The organism is Pontibacter locisalis (assembly GCF_042684605.1).
Taxonomy (GTDB): Bacteria; Bacteroidota; Bacteroidia; order Cytophagales; family Hymenobacteraceae; genus Pontibacter; species Pontibacter locisalis.
In genome coordinates, this window is record NZ_JBHULU010000015.1 from 49,522 (window position 1) to 68,617 (window position 19,096).

The following is a 19,096-nucleotide window of genomic DNA, read 5'->3' on the forward strand; positions in this document are numbered from 1 at the left end:
CAAAAGCCCTGTAGCTTTTCTGGCTACAGGGCTTTTGCAAGGTGAAAGCAGTTCTACTGCCCTACAACAAATACTGCGTTTCCGAATAAAAGCTTACCACCATGCCAGAAACCACGGAATAATGGATTATCAGCTAAATACACTACCTGACCACGGCCCATATCTTGCGTGCCAAGAATAAGCGCATCCTGTAGTTTAGCTTTGATATCAGCTCCTACAAATCCAGTCGTATAATTATTCTTCTTCAGTACACCTACATTCCAGCCGTCTTCCAAGTATTTGAATGTATCAGAGGAACGAACCAAAGCATAGTAGGTATCTCCGTAGCCGAAAGCCAGCGGATGTGTTTTATCCAGGTCTACCCGGAATACACTACCCTGAACTTCCTCCTGCAGTGCCTCACGTTCGCGGTTACCATAGGCTCGCAGGTTTTCATAAGGATTCTCCTCTTTCTTATCCTTCTTCTCCTTATCCTTTTCCTCTTCATCCGCTTTCTTCTTCAGGTTGAAGTCTTTTTTACCTGCAAGGTAGCTAGCAGCGCCTTCCATAGCGATAAGCTTTCCTCCGCCACGTACCCAGTTTTTTACTTGCTCCAGTGTCTTCTCGTCTAAAATGCGGCTGTATGACCCAGTTGGCAAGATAAGCACATCAAATTCGTGTAAGGGCACATTGCTAAAGTAGGAGGTGTTCAGCACAGTTACAGGATATCCTATCTGCTGCTCAAAGTAATGCCATACTTCTCCAAAGCCATACGGAGAAACGCCCTCACCTGAAAGCAAAGCTACTTTAGGCTTTTTAAGATAGCGTACATTGCCAGAGCCAAAGTCGGCACCGCTGCTCACGAAGCCTGTTGTGGTGGCATTCAGGTTCACATCAAACTTTTGGGCAAGATCACGAACAGTGGCATCCAATTTATCCCCCATGCGCTCATTGCCAGTACGGGTAATGATAAGAGTTCCTGGTTCATACTTTTTACCTTCTGTTTCAAACGCTTTTTCAGCCATACGGACTTTTACATCCTGCTTCATCAGCTCTGTCAGGAATCTAAGATCCTGTACGCTATTCCAGCGAGCCAGGTAGGCATAAGGTTTTTCAATGCTGATGTTAGAAGTATTACTGGCTTCCGGTTTGCTTGTATTTACATCTACTTTATCCTTTAAAGCATAGGCCTGCACCCCATAGGCATAAGGCAATGACCAGGAAGTAATGTCATAGGTAAGGGAATCTTCCAGCCTCGCATTTGGCTCGAAAAGCACCTTCACTAAAGTAGACTTAGGCTGATACATGCTCACCACAAGGTCATTCTGCTCCAGCTTTACACGCTCTTCTTTTCCGGTGCCATAGTTAAAGCCTTTCGCTGAGGTATTCTTGCCTACATAGCCATACTTGATACCCTGGTTATCCAGGTACTGTGTAAGTGCTTTGATGTTTCCGCTTTTTCTCTCATCCGTTTTGATTACGAAGGCTTTATAAGCTCCTCCCGGATTCTTCAGGTTATTGTCATGATACTTTTTAAACTCCTGCTTAAGCTTGTCAGCTTTCTCCGCTGTTGCTTGAATGGTGGCTTCACTGGCTGCTACATGGTGTGCAATTCTATCAACCAAAGTTAATGTATCTCCATCCTGCTTCTTGTAAGCCAAACCAGCACGGCCAGAACCACCTTGCTCATAAGTCATACCGATGGCACCATTAAAAGTGGGCCAGGTATCGCCGTAGCTCGGGTAAAAAAGGTCGAAATTCTCACGGGTAAAATATAACCAGTTATTTTTATCAAAGTACTGTCGGTTATAATCACCGATGGTGTTCTGAAACTGGCGCTGCCAAGGCGTAATACTTTCGTGGAAAGGCTTGGCCGCCGGTGAAAAGTAGTATGGCGACTCTGGTCCCATCTCGTGGAAGTCTGCGTGCACCTGTGGCAACCAGTTATTATACTTTGCCAAACGCTGCTTCGACTCAATCTGGGTCTGCCATGCCCAGTCCCGGTTCAGGTCAAAATAATAGTGGTTGGGTCTTCCTCCTGGCCATGGCTCCCAATGCTCCCATGCGTATGGAGATGCGTTCCCACCCTGGTTAGAGGCCTGCTTATACCACTGCACATAGCGCTCACGACCATCAGGGTTTACAGTCGGATCAAGAATCACCACTGTATTTTCGAGCCACTTCTTAGATTGTGTATTCTCTGGATTTACCAGGTCATAAAGCACCTGCATTACTGCCTCGGCACTTACAGACTCGTTGCCATGTATGTTATAACTCAACCAAACAATGGCAGGCTGATCCCCTTGCACTTGCCCGCTTAAAATGTTTGCCTGCTTCAGGTTGTTTTCGCGAATCTGCTCAAGTCTTGGTAAGTTTTCCGCAGAAGCGACGTAAGCCAGCATCAGTGGGCGTCCTTCATAGGTGCGGCCATACTCCTCCACTTTCATGCGGTTTGGAGACTGCGAAGCCAGGTAAGTAACATAGTCTACGATGCGGGCATGCGTTGTAAACTGTTTCCCCAACTGATACCCCAGGAACTGCTCTGGTGTCTTCAGTTTTTGTTGAGCTATTGCTACCTGTACTGTTAAGAACAGCAGAGTAAAAGCAGCAATACTCTTTACTTTTTTAATCATAATAGATGATGTTAAAGATTTTCTTTAGTTGAGGGCAAATAATCAAATTACAATTTGCAAAATAATGCTGTTTCCTACAAATATTTGCTTTTCTCAGCAACTCGGGCAAAAGGAGTTCATGATGAATTCTTGGGTCGCTCTATTTAATAAATTTTATTCCCATTAGCTGAAGATAAGGAATTTTAATTAGCTTTGCATCCGCGAACAACAAAATCAATGTTTATACTTTGATTATAACTCAAGGCTTTATAGAGCCAGGTCCTGTTGTTGGCTAAGCCACTCTAAAATCCAAAAACAAACACATCATCTTAAAGCTGGCAGACTGCCCTGGGCAGCGAGCATTAATGTATGTATTTGAAGTGTTTTAAAGAGGTTGGGCTTTATAAGAGAGAAACTAAATTAACTAAACTTACATTCAGACCCGGAGCTTTGCTCCGGGTTTTGTTTTTCCCACACACCTTAAATCAAAATTCGTATCTATAGTATGCGAAAATGGATTTATAAAATCTGGACAACGCTGCTATGGGTGGCAAGTTCTGTTCTTTCTTTAACAGCCCTCTTTTTCGTTGCCGCCTTTATTCTTAGCAGCATACCAGTAAACAGTAGCTTAGCCCAGTCAACTGAGGAAGATGCTATAGAAATATTCGTTACTTCTAACGGAGTTCACACAGATATTGTAGTGCCGGTAGTTACCCCGTATCTTGATTGGCGCAGCAAACTCCCGCTCCACCATTTTGAGCATGTAGACAGCAGCTATTCCTACATCTCTTTTGGCTGGGGCGACAGGCGCTTTTACATGCAAACTCCCGAGTGGAGCGATCTGACTCCTGAAGTTGCTATTACCGCCGCCCTTTGGCCTACCCCTACAGCCATGCATGTAGCCTATATACGCTCTGGTCTAGCCCCCACCAAGCGGCAACAACCTGTAAAAATCACCCCTGACCAGTACATAGAATTGATTAAGTATATTGACAGCTCTTTTCAGAAACAGAACGGCAGCTACCTCCATATTGCCGGTACAGGATATACTTCTAATGATACTTTTTATGAGGCTCACGGCAAATTTCACCTGTTAAAGAACTGCAACAACTGGGTAAACAGCGGTCTGAAAGCTATGGGAATGGAAGCCGCACTCTGGGCACCACTTCCGTTCGCTGTCATGCGTTACCTTAGGTAAGGACAATTAATGATCATCTACTAACAAAACTATCTTTCCTGCTGCATGCCCCTCTTCACTGTACCGGTGAGCATCGGCGGCTTCTTTAAGTGAGTATACTTTGTCAATAACAGGCTTCACCTTACCGGATTCAATCCAGTCCTTTATCAGCCGTAGATCTTTGCCCCTATCTTCGGTCATCATAACCCGCAACTTCTTATCCGAGAAAACAGAGAGTACGAAGCCAAAAGCAAAATCTTTCGGGTCAGGCACTGTGGTTACGTAGCGGCCGTTAGGCTTCAAACTGGGCTTACTATCTATGTAAGTTGTTTTAGCAACTGCGTCAAAAATGAGGTCATATCGCTCTTCATGCTGTGTAAAATCCTCCTCGGTATAATCAATCACAACATCTGCTCCCAGACTTTTTACCAAGGCAACATGCTCCGTGCTGCAGACTCCTGTAACCTCTCCTGCTCCTAAAGCCTTTGCAATTTGTATGGCAAAAGTGCCAACTCCACTCGAAGCACCGTTTATCAGAACACTCTCCCCATTTGCCAGCTCTCCTTTATCCCGCAGCGCCTGCAGCGCCGTAAGTGCGGTTAATGGAACAGCCGCGGCTTGTTCATAATTAAGATTATCCGGAAGAGGTACTGCTACTTTTTCCGGTAGTGCCGCGTACTCGGCATAGGCTCCACCTAAAAAATCATCAATCATTCCAAACACCCTGTCTCCAGGCAGGAAATTCTCAACGTCTTTACCCACTTCTGCCACTACGCCAGCAATATCAAGGCCCGGTATCTTAGGAAAATCCAAACCAGTAACAGGCAACATCATACCGCCACGTATTTTCCAGTCTACTGGGTTCACACTAGCTGCATGTACCCGCACTAAAATCTCATCATCCTTTATAGTAGGCTTAGGCTGTTCACCATACTGTAACACGTCAACAGGGCCATATTTATCAAAGTAGACTGCTTTCATTCCTATTCATTTTTTATTGATGTTTTTATAATACGCCACAAACAACATCCCGTTGATGCTCGCACTATTAAACTTGAAAAAGAAAAGTACAAATTCACTCACACAGGTTAATTCATTGCAAAACACCTTCTTCCATAATAAGATTATCAGGAATAATTCTTTACTTTAAAGCAATCAATTAACTCTAAACCTCCATTTCACCCATGGCTAAAAGAGCTAAATCTCTTATTCCTGTAGTGTTACTCTTGTTTTTACACCTGACAACCCTGACAGGTGTAGTAGCACAAAGCATAAATCAGGACTCACTTTACATCAGGCAGAATTATGAAAAAGCAGAATACCAGATACCAATGCGTGATGGCAAGAAGCTTTTTACGGTAGTGTATTCGCCTAAAGATAATAGCAAGAAGTACCCGATTCTGATGAACCGCACCCCCTACTCTGTCAGCCCCTACGGAGAGGGTTATAAAACCAGCCTCGGACCGAGCAGCACCCTGATGCGCGATGGGTATATCTTTGTATACCAAGATGTTCGTGGTACCTACATGTCGGAGGGCGAGTTTGTAAACATGACTCCACACGTTTCTAAAAAGAAAGGGAAAAAAGATGTAGATGAGAGCACAGACACTTTTGATACCGTAGAGTGGCTCACAAAAAAGCTTAACAATGATATCGGACGCGTTGGCCAGTGGGGCATCTCCTACCCGGGCTTTTACGCTGCTGCCGGACTTATGAGCAACCACCCTGCTTTGAAGGCAGTTTCTCCGCAGGCACCGATTGCTGACTGGTTCTGGGACGATTTCCATCATAACGGAGCCTTCTTCCTTCCGCATGCATTCAACTTCCTGGCCAGCTTTGGATTGCCCCGCCCTGAGCCTACCACAAAACGAAACCCCCGATTTAATCACGGCACCCCCGATGGCTACGAATTCTTCCTGCGAATGGGATCGCTAAAGAACGCTAATGAAAAATACCTGAAAAACCAGGTAGCTTTCTGGAATGATCTGGTAGAGCACCCGAACTATGATAAGTTCTGGCAGGACCGCAACATTTTACCACACCTGAAAAACATAAAGAACACGGCTGTAATGACAGTAGGTGGCTGGTACGATGCAGAAGACTTGTATGGCCCATTGAAGATCTACGAGACCATTGAAAAGAACAACCCGAACATCACGAACATGATTGTGATGGGCCCATGGGTACACGGTGGCTGGGCACGTACTGATGGATCTAGCTTAGGTGACGTACACTTTGGCCAGCAGAACTCCCCCTGGTACCAGCAGGAGGTGGAAGCAAGATTCTTCAACCACTACCTGAAAGGTGAAGCTAAGGCTCCTGTAAAATTACCAGAAGCTATCATGTTTGAGGGTGGCACAAACAAATGGCGCGAATTCGAAGTATGGCCTCCTAAAGAAGCACAGGAGAAAACACTGTACTTGCATGCCAACGGCAAAATGAGCTTCGAAGCACCAACTGCCAGGGAGCCAGAAGCAAGCGAATACATCAGCGACCCTTCCAAACCAGTACCCTTCAGTGAGGCAACAGCCACGGGTATGACGCGCGAGTATATGACCGATGACCAGCGCTTTGCCAGTCGCCGACCAGATGTACTGGCTTTCCAGACAGATGTGTTAACGGAGGATATTACGTTGGCAGGTGAAGTCTTGGCTCAGTTAAAAGTTGCCACCACCGGCTCCGATGCTGACTGGGTTGTGAAGTTGATTGATGTTTACCCTGATACAGCCAGTGCTAATCCCCATCAACCAAATAAGCCAATGGGAGGTTACCAGGCAATGGTACGTAGTGAGGTATTCCGTGGCCGTTTCCGGAACAGTTTCGAAAAGCCCGAGCCTTTCACCCCCAACCAGGTAGCACCGGTAAATGTGGAACTACAGGATGTGCTTTATACTTTCAAGAAAGGCCACCGCATCATGGTGCAGATTCAGAGCTCCTGGTTTCCGCTTGTTGATCGAAACCCACAGAAGTATGTAGATAACATCTTTAAGGCTAATGAAGAGGACTTCATAAAAGCAACCCATAAGGTGTATCATTCGCCGGCACAAACTACCAGCCTGAAAGTAAAGGTGCTATAGTATAACAGGCACAAAAGCAAAAGAGCCGGATGATACACCCGGCTCTTTCAGCTTTAAACCCTAATTAGTTTCTTTTACTGTTTTAATAATTTGAAGTGGTTGGTTACACTTCCCATTCTTGTTGTTACAAAGTATACTCCCCGCGGTAACGCTGTACCGAGCAGCAACCTCTCCACGTTTAGTCCCTTCTTAACCTGAACAGTAGTTTTTATCAACTGCCTTCCTACTGAGTTTGTAAAGACTATCTCTACTTCCCCATCCTGTTCAGCATCTATACTTACCTCTACCTCGTCTTTGAATGGGTTCGGGTACACCAGCAGTTTGTTGCTTACACTGCCAAACTCCACTACTTTCGGACCGAAGTACTCAAATGTACCTGCATGGTCTATCTGCTTCAGCCTGTAGTAGCGAGTACCGTGCTTACCATTTTCCTTATCAGTATACTCATACAATTGCTTTGTAGTCGTGTTGCCATTCCTGGTAGGCACAAAGGTGATCTTACGGTAGTCAAGGCCGTTATTCGAAACCTGCACCTCGAAGCCTGTATTGTCTCTCTCCATTGCCGTAGCCCACTTCAACACCACATCACTTTCCTGCTTCTCGGCTGTTAGGTAGATAATTTCTACCGGTAATGGAACTACCCCAATATTCGTAAGACTATAAAGCGTACAAGAAGCGCTGTTTAAAATCTCAGCTTTTATCTCTAAACCAGCTACAGGATTGGTTTCAATATAAGTGTCAGTAGAGTATGGCTGGTTTGTAGCCGGATTAATCAAAGGACTACCCCAGTTTGTATCAGGAGATACGCGCCTGTACCATCTAAATTCAGGATCATCACCAAACTCAACAAGGGGATCTGCTGCACTTTCTACCGCAGTTACTTTCCACTCCTTCATATAAACAACTGACTCAACAACCAAAACTGGCTCCTCTACTGGTGTAGGTTGAGTGAACTGAACATTTGTTGTTGCTGAAGTACTTCCACAAGACTTGGCATCACTTACAGTTACCGTATATTCTCCAGGAACAGTTGTTTGGAAACTCGCCACATTACCAGGGTTAGTAGCACCCGCCGGCACTGTCCAGGTATAGGTAAATGGAGCGGTACCACTTGTTACGTTTGCAGATACTGTTGCAGGTGAGCCAATACATACCGGAGTATGCTCTGCTTCTGCAAGTGGATTTGGATTTACCTCTAATACCGCCTGCTCTGATAATGGACTTGCGGTACAAGCTGTACTTTGAGTATCGTTGCTTACCTGAGCATAGTACTGTCCTGCATGTCCAATTTCTACACCTGTTATTGTTAATGTGCTGGTTGTAATACCAGCTGTTACTGTACTTCCAATATTAAAGGGAGCACTGTTAGCTATTGGGGTGCTCATTCCGACTTTATACCACACGAACTGTAGCCCAGTACCTGTAGCACTTACACTGAAAGTTGCTGTTCCTCCCACACATAAAGACTGAGTAGCAGTTGGTAAGTTTGTAGTGATAGTGGCAGGTTGGTCAACTGTTAATACAGCACCGTTAGATGTCAAATTACCGCAGGCACTCGTGCCGATGATCTGCACACTGTAAGTACCTTCATCAGTTTCAACAGGAGATTCTATCACATAAGTACTTGATGTAGCCCCCTCTATTGGTTGTCCATCCTTCAACCACTGGTAAGTTATACCTGAGCCAGCTGCCGTTACGCTGAACTCTGTTCTTGTACCCTCGCAGACTCTTACTGGTACAGGTTGTACTGAAATAGATGGCGGTGTGTTTACTGTTAAAGAACCTAGTGCAATAGCCTGTGTAGTAACACATCCATTTGTAACCACCACACTCACGGGGTAGGCAACATCAGGTGTGAAGCTGCCATCCGCAACTATAGTAAGCTGGTTTGTAGTTGTGGTATATGTTCTTATGTCATTACCTGAGCCTACAGTCCAGGTATATGTAACTTGAGCTGTTCCAGTTGGAGTAACAGGTGCGGTAAAAGTAACCGTACTACCAACGCAAACTATTGGATTTTGCAGTGTTGGAGTGGATTCTATAAGATCATTTACCCGTATTGTAATTGGGTTACTTGATGCATTTCCATCACATTTACTGCCAGTAAAAGCTTCTGCGAGATCAGATGTAAAATCAATAAAGACCTCATCCCCATCAATCAAAGTTGCTGGAGACACACCTTGGGCAGCTAAGGCTGCCTCAATTTCAGTACTAGTTAAATCTAAAGGACCAGTACCTTGTACGGTTTTAATATTATACACAACACCATTCCTCCTTAACTTCCATACCATTGTCAAGTTGGCAATACTCCAAGAGAAGTCAGAATCCAAAGTCGCAGTAAAAGTAGTAGGGTCACCAGGACAAATTGGATTGCTAGATACTGCTATAGATATAGCATAGTCCTCCAGCACCGCTCCATATACTCTGTAAGAAAGCTTACTATTAAATGATTCTCCGCACGCCAAATTACCTGAAACAAAAGCGGCATAATATTCAAGCGAAGACAAGCCTGCATTTGAATAAGTCACCCCTCTATTACCTTGTTCAGTCTTCTGGTTCTTGGTCCATTGGTAGGTAAACTGATTATCAGGCAGCAATACTCCTCCTGTTACAATCGGCTGAAAGAACCTATAGGACAGGTGCTTTTCAATATCAGTCGTTCCAGCAGGATAAGGATAATCAGGATTTGGAACAGGTAGTTCATTTATGCCAACTGATACAAATGAACCTGGATTGTTTGGATCTGGTTTAATCGGATCCCCAGCTTCGTTTGCAAGGTATGGGTATATAACGGTTGCATCACGATATACCTGAACTGTATGCGTAACGTTGTCTCCTCTACAGAAAGGCTTGATATTTGAAAAGGCAACTACATTATACTTAGACTTCCTGATCTTTACAGTTTTCGTTACAGTGTTTGTACAACCATTTGCTGTAACAGTGTAACTAATAGTAACATTAACCTCTGTTGCTCCTGAAGGAGCTGTTTTGATCGCTTCTGAAAACGCTGCACAAGGAGAAAAGGAGTTTCCAGAACTATTTGTTCTTCCTGGCCAACTCCAGGTACCCCCTGAAGGAGACCCTGTTAATGTAATGTTACTTTGCCCCGAGTATATAACCTGGTTATCATTAACACCTGAAATAGATGCTGTTGGCAGTGGGTTTACAGTTAGCGTTGCGGACGCACTGGCACTACTGCAGGACTTACCGTCTGTCACTACCACTCTATAGGTACCAGCCACACTGGCTGTAAAACTGGCAACATTTCCAGGGTCAGTAGCTCCTGATGGCACTGTCCAGGCATAGGTATAATTACCTGTACCTCCTGAAGGAGTAGCTGAAACAGTTGTTGTTTCACCTGCACAAACTGAAGCCCTTGAAAGAGAAACGGTTACTGTTGGTTTAGGATTTATAGTTACAGTGAATGTTATTGGATTTCCTTCACAACCATTTGCAGTAGGTGTTACTGTTACTGTAGCTGTTACTGCAGAGGTTCCGGTATTACTTGTTATAAAAACAGGTATGTTACCTGTCCCACTTAATCCAAAACCAACATTTACATCCGATTTCCAGGTGTAATTAGTGCCGTTAACATTGCTGCTAAAGCTTATGCCAGGCGCAGAAATTCCACTACAATACACTAAGTTTGATACGGTGTTAACAGCCGGTATAGGATTAACTGTTACAGCATAAGCATTACTTGCTTTATCAGTACAACCACCACTGTTCACCAAGCGCCGGTAATACATCTTGCCAACTGCTGAAGTTGACGGAGTGTATTCCGCCCCAGTAGCTCCCTCTATGTTCTCCCAAGGCCCAGAAGCGCTAGCACTTTGCTGCCACTGGTATAACGCCGTAGCAGGGCCTTCTCCACCTGCGAAGCTGCCTGTTAAAGGAGAAGCTGTAGCGTTATGACAATATACCTGAGTACCAGAGAGGAGATGATCAGTAACAAGTGGTGTAACAGTTATTTTTACAATATTGGAAATTGATTCGCAACTACCAGATATAGCAACCCTTCTGTACCATGTTGTTTGTTTTAATGAGCCAGGGCTGTGGTTTTGGAGCCAGTCATAACCTGTACGACTAAATCCTTCTGTACCTGATGTTGTACTATATTCCCAGCGATAAGTGATGTTACCACTGCCACCAGTTAGAACAGATCCTGTTAGCTGACCCGGATATGTATCATAACATACAGAAAAGTCTGAATTCGAGATGCTGTTTCCTACTATAACCGGAGTTACCTCAACTTTTACAGTAGCAGAGTAACTTGTACAGGCACCAGATTCTACCTTTCTTCTGAACCAGGTAGTTTCTGTTAAATTACCTGGACTATAGGTTGGAGTATTCGTTTCGGTTATTGCTGTAAATGATATTCCATCAGAACTACTTTCCCAGGTATAGGTGTAAGAACTATTTCCTCCTGTTGCTGCATTAGCCGTTATTTCTGGTACTGCTTCGCCAGCACAGGTTCTTATCGTTGCGGTTGATATAGTATTACCAACAGGAGGTGTTACAGTTATTTTAACAGCATTGCTGTTTTCTGAACAGTTTCCTGAACTAACTTTTCTTCTGTACCAAGTGTCTGCAGTTAGACTGCCAGGGGTATAATCCTGTGCTGTAGCTCCGCTTATTGCAGTAAAAGTGGTCCCGTCTGTACTTCGCTCCCACTGATAGGCAAAATTACCATTACCACCTGCAGGAGCCCCTGTTAAGGCTGCTGGTATACTACCAGAACAAATTGACTGATCAGTTGTGATGTTATAGTTAGTAATTAATTGAGTAACAGTTATTGTTACAGTACCACTTGGAATCTCACAGGCTCCGGAAATGGCTATTCTCCTAAAAATTGTGGTAGCTGTTAATGCTCCAGGACTATAATTCTGTGCTGTAGCACCGCCTATTTCAGTAAAGTTCGTGCCGCCATCTGTGCTCATTTCCCACTGATAGGCATAAGTATTGTTACCACCTGTTGGTATTCTACCAGTTAGGGTAGGCGCAGATTGGTTAGCACAAATCGTTTGATTTGTTATCGTTAAAGTATTGTTTGCGATTACAGGTGTTACCGTTACTCTTACGGGATCAGAGAAAACCGCACAGGCACCAGAAATCACAGATCTTCTATACCAAGTTGTTTGAGTTGGTGTTCCTGGATCGTAATTTACCCCATTATTAATACCTGATGCTGCCGTGAAACCAGAAGAAGATGATGACGTGCTACTCTCCCACAGATAAGTGTAAGTTCCACTTCCACCAGTAGCAGGATTGCCATTTATTTGAGGTGCTGTACCACCGGAACAGATTTCTGTATCACCTGATGATAATGTATTTGTTACAGCTGGAGTAACATTTATTGTAATAGGGTCTGATGTTTTCTCACAATTGGTACCATCAACCGTAGTTCTGATTGTAACCCAGTACCTACCTGCTTCTTTCGTAACGTACTTAGCAGAGGTAGCTCCAGGAATTATACCATTTTCATCGCTCCACTGATAGGCATAGGTCGAATTTTCTAGTGCCTGCAATGTAATTGATTCTCCTTCACACAAGTTCGTCGAACCCGTGTATGTTATGTTGGCAATATTTGCGTCTAATGCAACTACTTTCACCTGCATAGGAGAGGAAGTAGTTGGGCACCCATTGTTACCGTCTGTCACTCTAACTACATAGCTATAGGTACCAGGTTCTGTTACAGTAATACTTCTCTCTGTGCTTACAGCTGTTGTTCCGCCATTCAAGAACCACTCATATGTGTACCCGTTCCCGGCAGGTGCATCAAGTGTAACAGAATTGCCACCAGCCTGACAAAAATCTGTAGGACCTGATGGGGTTATTACAGCAGATGGTTGTGGTTTTACTGTAACAACAACCTGTTCAGTTAATGAGCAGCCACTGGCTGTGCTGGTAATAATATACGTCACCTGCAACGGATCCTCCGTGGTATTGATGAGCATCTCGTTTACTGCTCCGTTTCCGCTAGCGGCCGCATTGCTGATACCTGTCACTGCTGCTCTACTCCAGGAAAAAGTAGCTCCTGATGGTATACTAGTTGGTGTATAATTGAAAGGTTGGCTACTGCAGACTGTAGCCGTCAAAGAGCTAGTTAGTTTTGGTTTAGGATGTACCTTTACTTTCACCTGTTGAATCACATCTGGACAACCATTTGCTGTGATTCTAATTACATAGTTAATTGTTTGGGTTTCAGAAGTGGTGTTATTTAGCACTTCATTTATTGACCCTGTGTCGCTCGCTCCAGTAGTATTTCCATAGGAATCTGGCTGCCGAGTCCATGTAAAAGTAGCTCCGGCTGTCGCACTTGTTGGGGTGTAAGAAAAAGTGGCCCCGTCACATATATCTGCAGGGGAAGTAGTACTGGTCAAAGCAGGTTTAGGATTCACCGTCACCTTTACCTCCTGTGTATTGCTGCAACCGTTGGCGCTCATCGTAATGCTGTAGGTCACCACAACAGGATTTGGTGTCGAATTATATAGCGTTTCATTAATAGAAGCAGAAGATCCACTGTTCGTCGTGCTAGTGATGCCCGCCACCGCAGCCCTGCTCCAGCTGAAACTGGTGCCCGCTGTAGCGCTTGTGGCTGTGTAGGTGAACGGCTGCCCGCTGCAGACTGTGGCCGTTGCAGGGCTGCTCAGTTCTGGGCTTGGGTTCACCGTCACCGTCACCGGCTGGGTGGTGGAGCAGCCGTTGGCAACCATTGTGACGTTAAAAGTCACCTGCACCGGGCTAGAGGTAGTGTTCACCAGCGTCTCACTGATGCTGGCGGAGTTGCCGTTGTTAGCGGGATTGCTCACGCCCACCGCCGCCGCCCTGCTCCAGCTAAACGTAGTGCCAGGTGTCGCGCTCGTGGCCGTGTAGGTGAAGGGGGTGCCGCTGCACACTGTGGCTGTCACAGGGCTGCTCAGCCCTGGGCTCGGGTTCACCCTGACCGTCACATTCTGAGGAGGTCCCACACAGCCGTTTGCAGAGGCAGTAACCACGTAAGTAACATCAATCGGGTTGGCAGTCGAGTTTGTCAAGGTTTCGTTGATGCTGCCAGAGCTCCCGCTGCCGGAGGTGGAGCCAGTGATGCCCGCCACCGCCGTTCTGCTCCAGCTGAACGTGGCGCCAGGCGTCGCGCTAGCGGCGGTATAGCTAAAGGCGGTGCCGCTGCAGATGGCAGCTGGGGTAAGAGAACTGCTTAAAACAGGACGAGGGTTCACTGTCACGTCAATTGTTCTGACTGCTGTAGGAAAATCGCATTGGTTAAAAGCTCTTACACCTAAACGTACTGTTCCTGCAGCGCTGCCAAAGCTTACCTGTGCGGTACCTGAACTTGCACCTGATACTATTGTAGCACTACCAGAAACTACCGTCCACTCATAGTTCTTTGCCCCTGCAACACTTATACTATAGTTATTTGTTGAACTGGCACATACTGAAGTAGATCCTGCTGGTTGTCCAATAGTCAGCTTAGGATAAACTTCGAAGGGATATGGAGGTGTTGGAGAGAAGAAACCGTTACCCGTGTTATCCCTATTAGCAACTTGAATGGTATAAGTTCCTGCCGAGGTAAAAACTGAGGCTGGCAAAGCAACATTTATTATACTTGCTGAGAAGGCCTGCAAAATCGCATTATACCTTGTACCTCCAGCATTATCTTTTATAACAACATTTACATTTCCTTCACCTTTGTTACCACCAGTGGCAACGGTTCCAACTGTAAAGTCACTGCCATTGATTGTGAGCGCTACACCCTCACCAACTGTAGCACAAACAGGATTAACAGATGTGATCGTCTGCGCCCCCGCTACCTGTGCTATCAGCAGGAGAAATAGCAACAATAGAACACCAATAATATATTGCTTCGCTTCACTAGCTTCAGCAACTAAATGCGTAAACTTTTTCTTCATAATCAGGGGTTAAAAGCTTGGGCTAATTAGATAGGGCTGGGACGTTTATAAAGTAAAATATATAACTATACATATATCCTACTTTGTCGGGAAGTTTTTGGTTTTAAAAATATGGCTTTATAAAGCCTATAGATTCAAAACCTGCTGTTTTACAGCACAAAACCATTAATAATTTTATTTACTGGCTTACAACAGGTTCTCAATACTCTTACCTCAAGTAGAGTTTGAGACACTATCCAGCAACTTTACACAACATATGAAGCTGTAAATATATAACATAATTAATATATTGATTATTTCTTATATTATGTTGAACTTATAGTTAATATTTACAGCATAAACTTTATTTTGTTACATAACCAAACCTATATATTTAAAGCTATTGTACTATTTTTCACTGGCGTAAAAGAGGAGCTGCCAGAAAAGAGGGTGTAGAGTAAAAGAAAGCAGGTGTATAGCACAAAAATTGCACTTAATCCAAGCTCAGATTTTAGCTAAAACTGAAATTTATCTTTTAAGAGGAAGAAAAACACAACATTAGACAGGTATAATCTAAGTCAAACACAGTAACAAATAAGCTCGCAATTCAATGTACCAACCTAAATTACAAGCAAACATAGACACAAGAGAAGCTTCACCATCAAACCTTAGAGTATTTATCTTCAACTGTTTATAAGCAAATAGCTGGAAGGATAATATATGTTAAAATTAACATATAAGAATATATAGCAATGAATTAGCAGACACTCTAATAATTCGAAAACAGGGGGTATCCAGAACTATCATAACATAGTATTGTACTAATTACAAGACAGCTACATACACAGCAATGCAATAGTGTCAGCATAGATTTCTGTTTTTTTCAATCATTTTAGTCCCCTATAGCATCAAAACAGGAACAGCCCCCTTGGAAGTGTCACAGTCAACAAGAATATTAAACAGACAGTAAAACTCAGATGCCACATACAATAAAACTATGAAAGGCAGCAGCTATAATAGCTTGCTAGGGTATTATATAAATTGGTGATCACGTAGCAATAATTACAAACGAAGATGCAGGAGGAGCAGTAACTCCAGAGTGTGAGGGCACAAACACCAAAGCATCTTTAAGAAAAAAGGTATAATAGGAAAGAACTTATATAAACCATTCCTATAAGTTGATCAGGCGCTTCCTATCAACTTTCATTTACAACCCTTTAAATGAAACCCTACATCATTAACCGGCATCAAACAGCTAACTCTTCTACAGAGAACAAATCAAGAATTACATATTTGGAAAAGCTTACATAAAAGGGGAAATTGCGAAAAGACTAATCTACTATACTTGTTTTAACACCCTTAAACTACCTTTTTACAATGAAGAACTTACGTGCGCTTGTCGTAGCTGCAGTACTTGGCTTAACGCAGGCCGCAACAGCACAACAGGCAGACCTTTCTTATTTTTTACCGAAGGAGGTTCAGTATAACAAAGACGTACCCACTCCAAAAGAATTATTAGGCTACAATGTAGGAGAATGGCATGTCAGCCATGACCAACTGGCCATGTACATGCGCATTATGGCTGAGGCTTCTGACCGGATGACCATTACAGAATATGGCCGCACCCACGAGAACCGTCCCTTATACCTGTTAACTGTTACTTCGCCGGAAAACCTTAAGAACATTGAGACCATTAAGGCTAACCATAAAAAGTTAACAAATCCTTCTGAGTCAGGCAGCGTGAACATAAAGGATATGCCTGCCGTGGTTTGGATGGGATACAGCGTGCATGGCAATGAACCGAGCGGAAGCAATGCCTCTTTACTGGCTGTGTACCACCTTGCCGCCGCCCAGGGGCCAGAGATTGAAAAGCTTCTCAAGGAGACGGTGATATTGATAGACCCTTCCATTAACCCGGATGGCCTGAACCGTTTTGCCAGCTGGGTTAACACGCACCGTGGCAAGAACTTGGTTACGGATAACAACAGTGCTGAATTTGATGAAGTATGGCCGCGAGGACGCACGAATCACTATTGGTTTGACCTGAACCGTGACTGGTTACCACTGCAGCACCCGGAGTCAAAAGGTCGATTGGCAAAATTTCATGAGTGGAAGCCTAATGTGCTAACCGACCATCATGAGATGGGAACGAATGCTACATTCTTCTTCCAACCCGGAATTCCTAGCCGCAATAACCCTTTAACACCAGAGAACAACTTCAAGCTGACGCAGAAGATGGGTGGTTACCATGCCAAAGCGTTAGATAAGATCGGCTCCTTTTATTACACAGAAGAAAGCTACGACGACTTCTACTATGGAAAAGGATCTACTTACCCGGACGTGAACGGTTCCGTGGGTATCTTGTTTGAGCAGGCGAGTTCCAGAGGCCACGCACAGGAAAGCGTTAATGGTGTACTGTCTTTTCCTTTCACCATTCGCAATCAGTTTACCACAACGCTTTCTACCCTGGAGGCGGCACAGGCAATGCGTGAGGAGCTGCTAACGCACCAGCGCGACTTCTACAAAAATGCTTTGAACGAGGCGAAAAAAGCACCGGTGAAGGCATATGTTTTCGGATCAGAGCAGGACAAAGCGAAAGCTTATCACCTGGCGGAGATTATCAAGCAGCACCAGATCGAAGTTTATCGTCCGAAAGAGGCGTTCAAAATTAACAACACAACCTACACGCCTGAAAACGCTTACATCATCCCGACGGAGCAGCCGCAGCACAGGCTGATAGAGGCCATGTTTGAAAAGCGTACGACCTTCCAGGACAGCCTTTTCTATGACATATCTGCCTGGACTTTCCCATTGGCCTTTGACTTGGAACATGCCGCCTTGTCTTCGAAGAACTTTAAGAGCAGCCAGTTAGGTCAGAAAGTAGAGCAGCTTACTTTTCCTGCCGGTGAAGTAGTGGGTGGCAAGAGCGATTATGCCTATGTTTTTGAGTGGCACGGCTATTATGCTCCCCGCGCCCTGAACAATCTAATGGAACGAGGTATAGTAACCAGGGTGGCAACAGACAAATTTACTAATGGTGCCAACAAGCAGTTTGATTATGGATCTATCCTTGTTCCTGTAGCAGGCCAACCAGTTAATGCTGAAGAACTGCATAAAACTTTACAAGAGGTGGCAAGCAAAAATGGCATTACAGTACATGCCATGGCAACAGGCCTGATGCCACAGGGTATAAAACTAGGTAGTCCGATGATGCTTAGCCTGCAGCAACCCAAAGTAATGATGCTTATTGGTGACGGCGTGAACAGCTATGACATCGGGGAAGTGTGGCACCTGTTGGACAACCGTTTTGATATGAAGCCAACACTGGTAAAGACGAACAACTTTAACAGAATAGGCCTGAACAAGTACAATGTGATTGTAATGGCTGATGGCAATTACAACAGCATCTCTAAAGATAAGCTAAGAAGCTGGGTGCAGCAGGGCGGAACAGTTATTGGCATGGGAGAAGCTGCCAAGTGGTTAGCAGACAATGGCATTGGCAATATCACGTTCAAAAAAGATGAGGAAGAAACCAAAGCTCGTAAGCCTTATGCTGACATGGACAATACTGAAGGTGCACAGGTAATCGGAGGCGCTATTTTCGAAACTAGGCTTGATCTTACACATCCGCTGGCTTACGGTTACACAGATGCTCAAATGCCAATCTTCCGTAGCAACACGTTGTTTATGGAGCGATCTAAAAGTCCATACGCAAATCCTGTAATGTATACCTCCAATCCTTTGATGGCAGGATATGTTTCGAAGCCTAATTTAGAAAAGGTTAAGAACTCGGCTGCTGTTGATGTTTCGGCACTAGGGGCTGGTAAAGTAATTGCTATGCCGGACAACCCTAATTTCCGGGCCTTCTGGTATGGAACAAATAAGCTTTTCTTGAACAGTATCTTCTTCGGTCAGATTATCAGCGGCAGTTCTGCCCGTGCCGAAGAATAATAATTCTAATACGTCTTCCTGCAAAAAGGCCGAAGCTACTTAAGCTTCGGCCTTTTTGTTTGTCCGTCTTCCTGCCGCTCTCTCAATTAAAACACATCTTGGCTAAAGTTAATTTCTACGGGGGGGTTAGCCTACTTCAATAAACTTCCCACAATCTTTCCAAAGTTTTTAAGTACAATTTTAAACACATCTAATACAAGTTACTTACTAGAACAAATCTTCCTTTCAATACCGACTGAATAAGCTAAAATTCAATGCGGTAAAGAATTAGCAAGATGTAAATTCCAAATTTCAGCAAGCTTCAACAGATATAGCTTACGCATCAAAACCCAAACATAATTAAAGCCTGAAGTTTCTTACCAGCTGAATCTGTCACCAAATTAAATACAAATACAATACAATTTAGCTTAA

General features: G+C 44.3%; 6 protein-coding genes. 3 read left to right on the forward strand and 3 right to left on the reverse strand.

Annotated features, from left to right (window positions below; all coding sequences use genetic code 11):
* Nucleotides 1–53: 53 nt before the first annotated feature.
* A complete protein-coding gene (locus ACFSRY_RS10565) occupies nt 54–2,612 on the reverse strand; it encodes a M14 family metallopeptidase (RefSeq protein WP_377506650.1) in 2,559 nt (852 codons plus the stop codon).
* Nucleotides 2,613–3,096: 484 nt separating this feature from the next.
* Here ACFSRY_RS10565 and ACFSRY_RS10570 point away from each other — a divergent pair, with 484 nt between their 5' ends.
* Nucleotides 3,097–3,789, forward strand: a complete 693-nt coding sequence (locus ACFSRY_RS10570) for a TIGR02117 family protein (RefSeq protein ID WP_377506653.1) — start codon at nt 3,097–3,099, stop codon at nt 3,787–3,789.
* 6 nt (nt 3,790–3,795) lie between these two features.
* On the opposite strand, the gene ACFSRY_RS10575 is transcribed toward ACFSRY_RS10570, so the two are convergent.
* Nucleotides 3,796–4,749: an NAD(P)-dependent alcohol dehydrogenase gene (locus tag ACFSRY_RS10575; protein WP_377506656.1), complete on the reverse strand. Its 954-nt coding sequence runs from the start codon at nt 4,747–4,749 to the stop codon at nt 3,796–3,798.
* Between the two features lie 203 nt (nt 4,750–4,952).
* Between ACFSRY_RS10575 and ACFSRY_RS10580 the strand changes: the two genes are divergently transcribed.
* A complete protein-coding gene (locus ACFSRY_RS10580; protein ID WP_377506659.1) occupies nt 4,953–6,845 on the forward strand; it encodes a CocE/NonD family hydrolase in 1,893 nt (630 codons plus the stop codon).
* Between the two features lie 74 nt (nt 6,846–6,919).
* Here the strand turns inward: ACFSRY_RS10580 and ACFSRY_RS10585 are convergent, their stop codons facing one another.
* Complete coding sequence (locus ACFSRY_RS10585; RefSeq protein ID WP_377506662.1) at nt 6,920–14,755, reverse strand: PKD-like domain-containing protein; 7,836 nt, start codon at nt 14,753–14,755, stop codon at nt 6,920–6,922.
* 1,356 nt (nt 14,756–16,111) lie between these two features.
* On the opposite strand from ACFSRY_RS10585, the gene ACFSRY_RS10590 reads away from it, so the two are divergent.
* Nucleotides 16,112–18,685: a M14 family metallopeptidase gene (locus ACFSRY_RS10590; protein ID WP_377506665.1), complete on the forward strand. Its 2,574-nt coding sequence runs from the start codon at nt 16,112–16,114 to the stop codon at nt 18,683–18,685.
* Nucleotides 18,686–19,096: the final 411 nt, after the last annotated feature.

What these genes read in the sequence shown, in the direction of transcription:
- ACFSRY_RS10570 (WP_377506653.1), top strand. Translation starts at nt 3,097, where the DNA reads ATGCGAAAATGGATTTATAAAATCTGGACAACGCTGCTATGGGTGGCA.
- ACFSRY_RS10585 (WP_377506662.1), bottom strand. Translation starts at nt 14,755, where the DNA reads ATGAAGAAAAAGTTTACGCATTTAGTTGCTGAAGCTAGTGAAGCGAAG.
- ACFSRY_RS10580 (WP_377506659.1), top strand. Translation starts at nt 4,953, where the DNA reads ATGGCTAAAAGAGCTAAATCTCTTATTCCTGTAGTGTTACTCTTGTTT.
- ACFSRY_RS10565 (WP_377506650.1), bottom strand. Translation starts at nt 2,612, where the DNA reads ATGATTAAAAAAGTAAAGAGTATTGCTGCTTTTACTCTGCTGTTCTTA.
- ACFSRY_RS10575 (WP_377506656.1), bottom strand. Translation starts at nt 4,749, where the DNA reads ATGAAAGCAGTCTACTTTGATAAATATGGCCCTGTTGACGTGTTACAG.
- ACFSRY_RS10590 (WP_377506665.1), top strand. Translation starts at nt 16,112, where the DNA reads ATGAAGAACTTACGTGCGCTTGTCGTAGCTGCAGTACTTGGCTTAACG.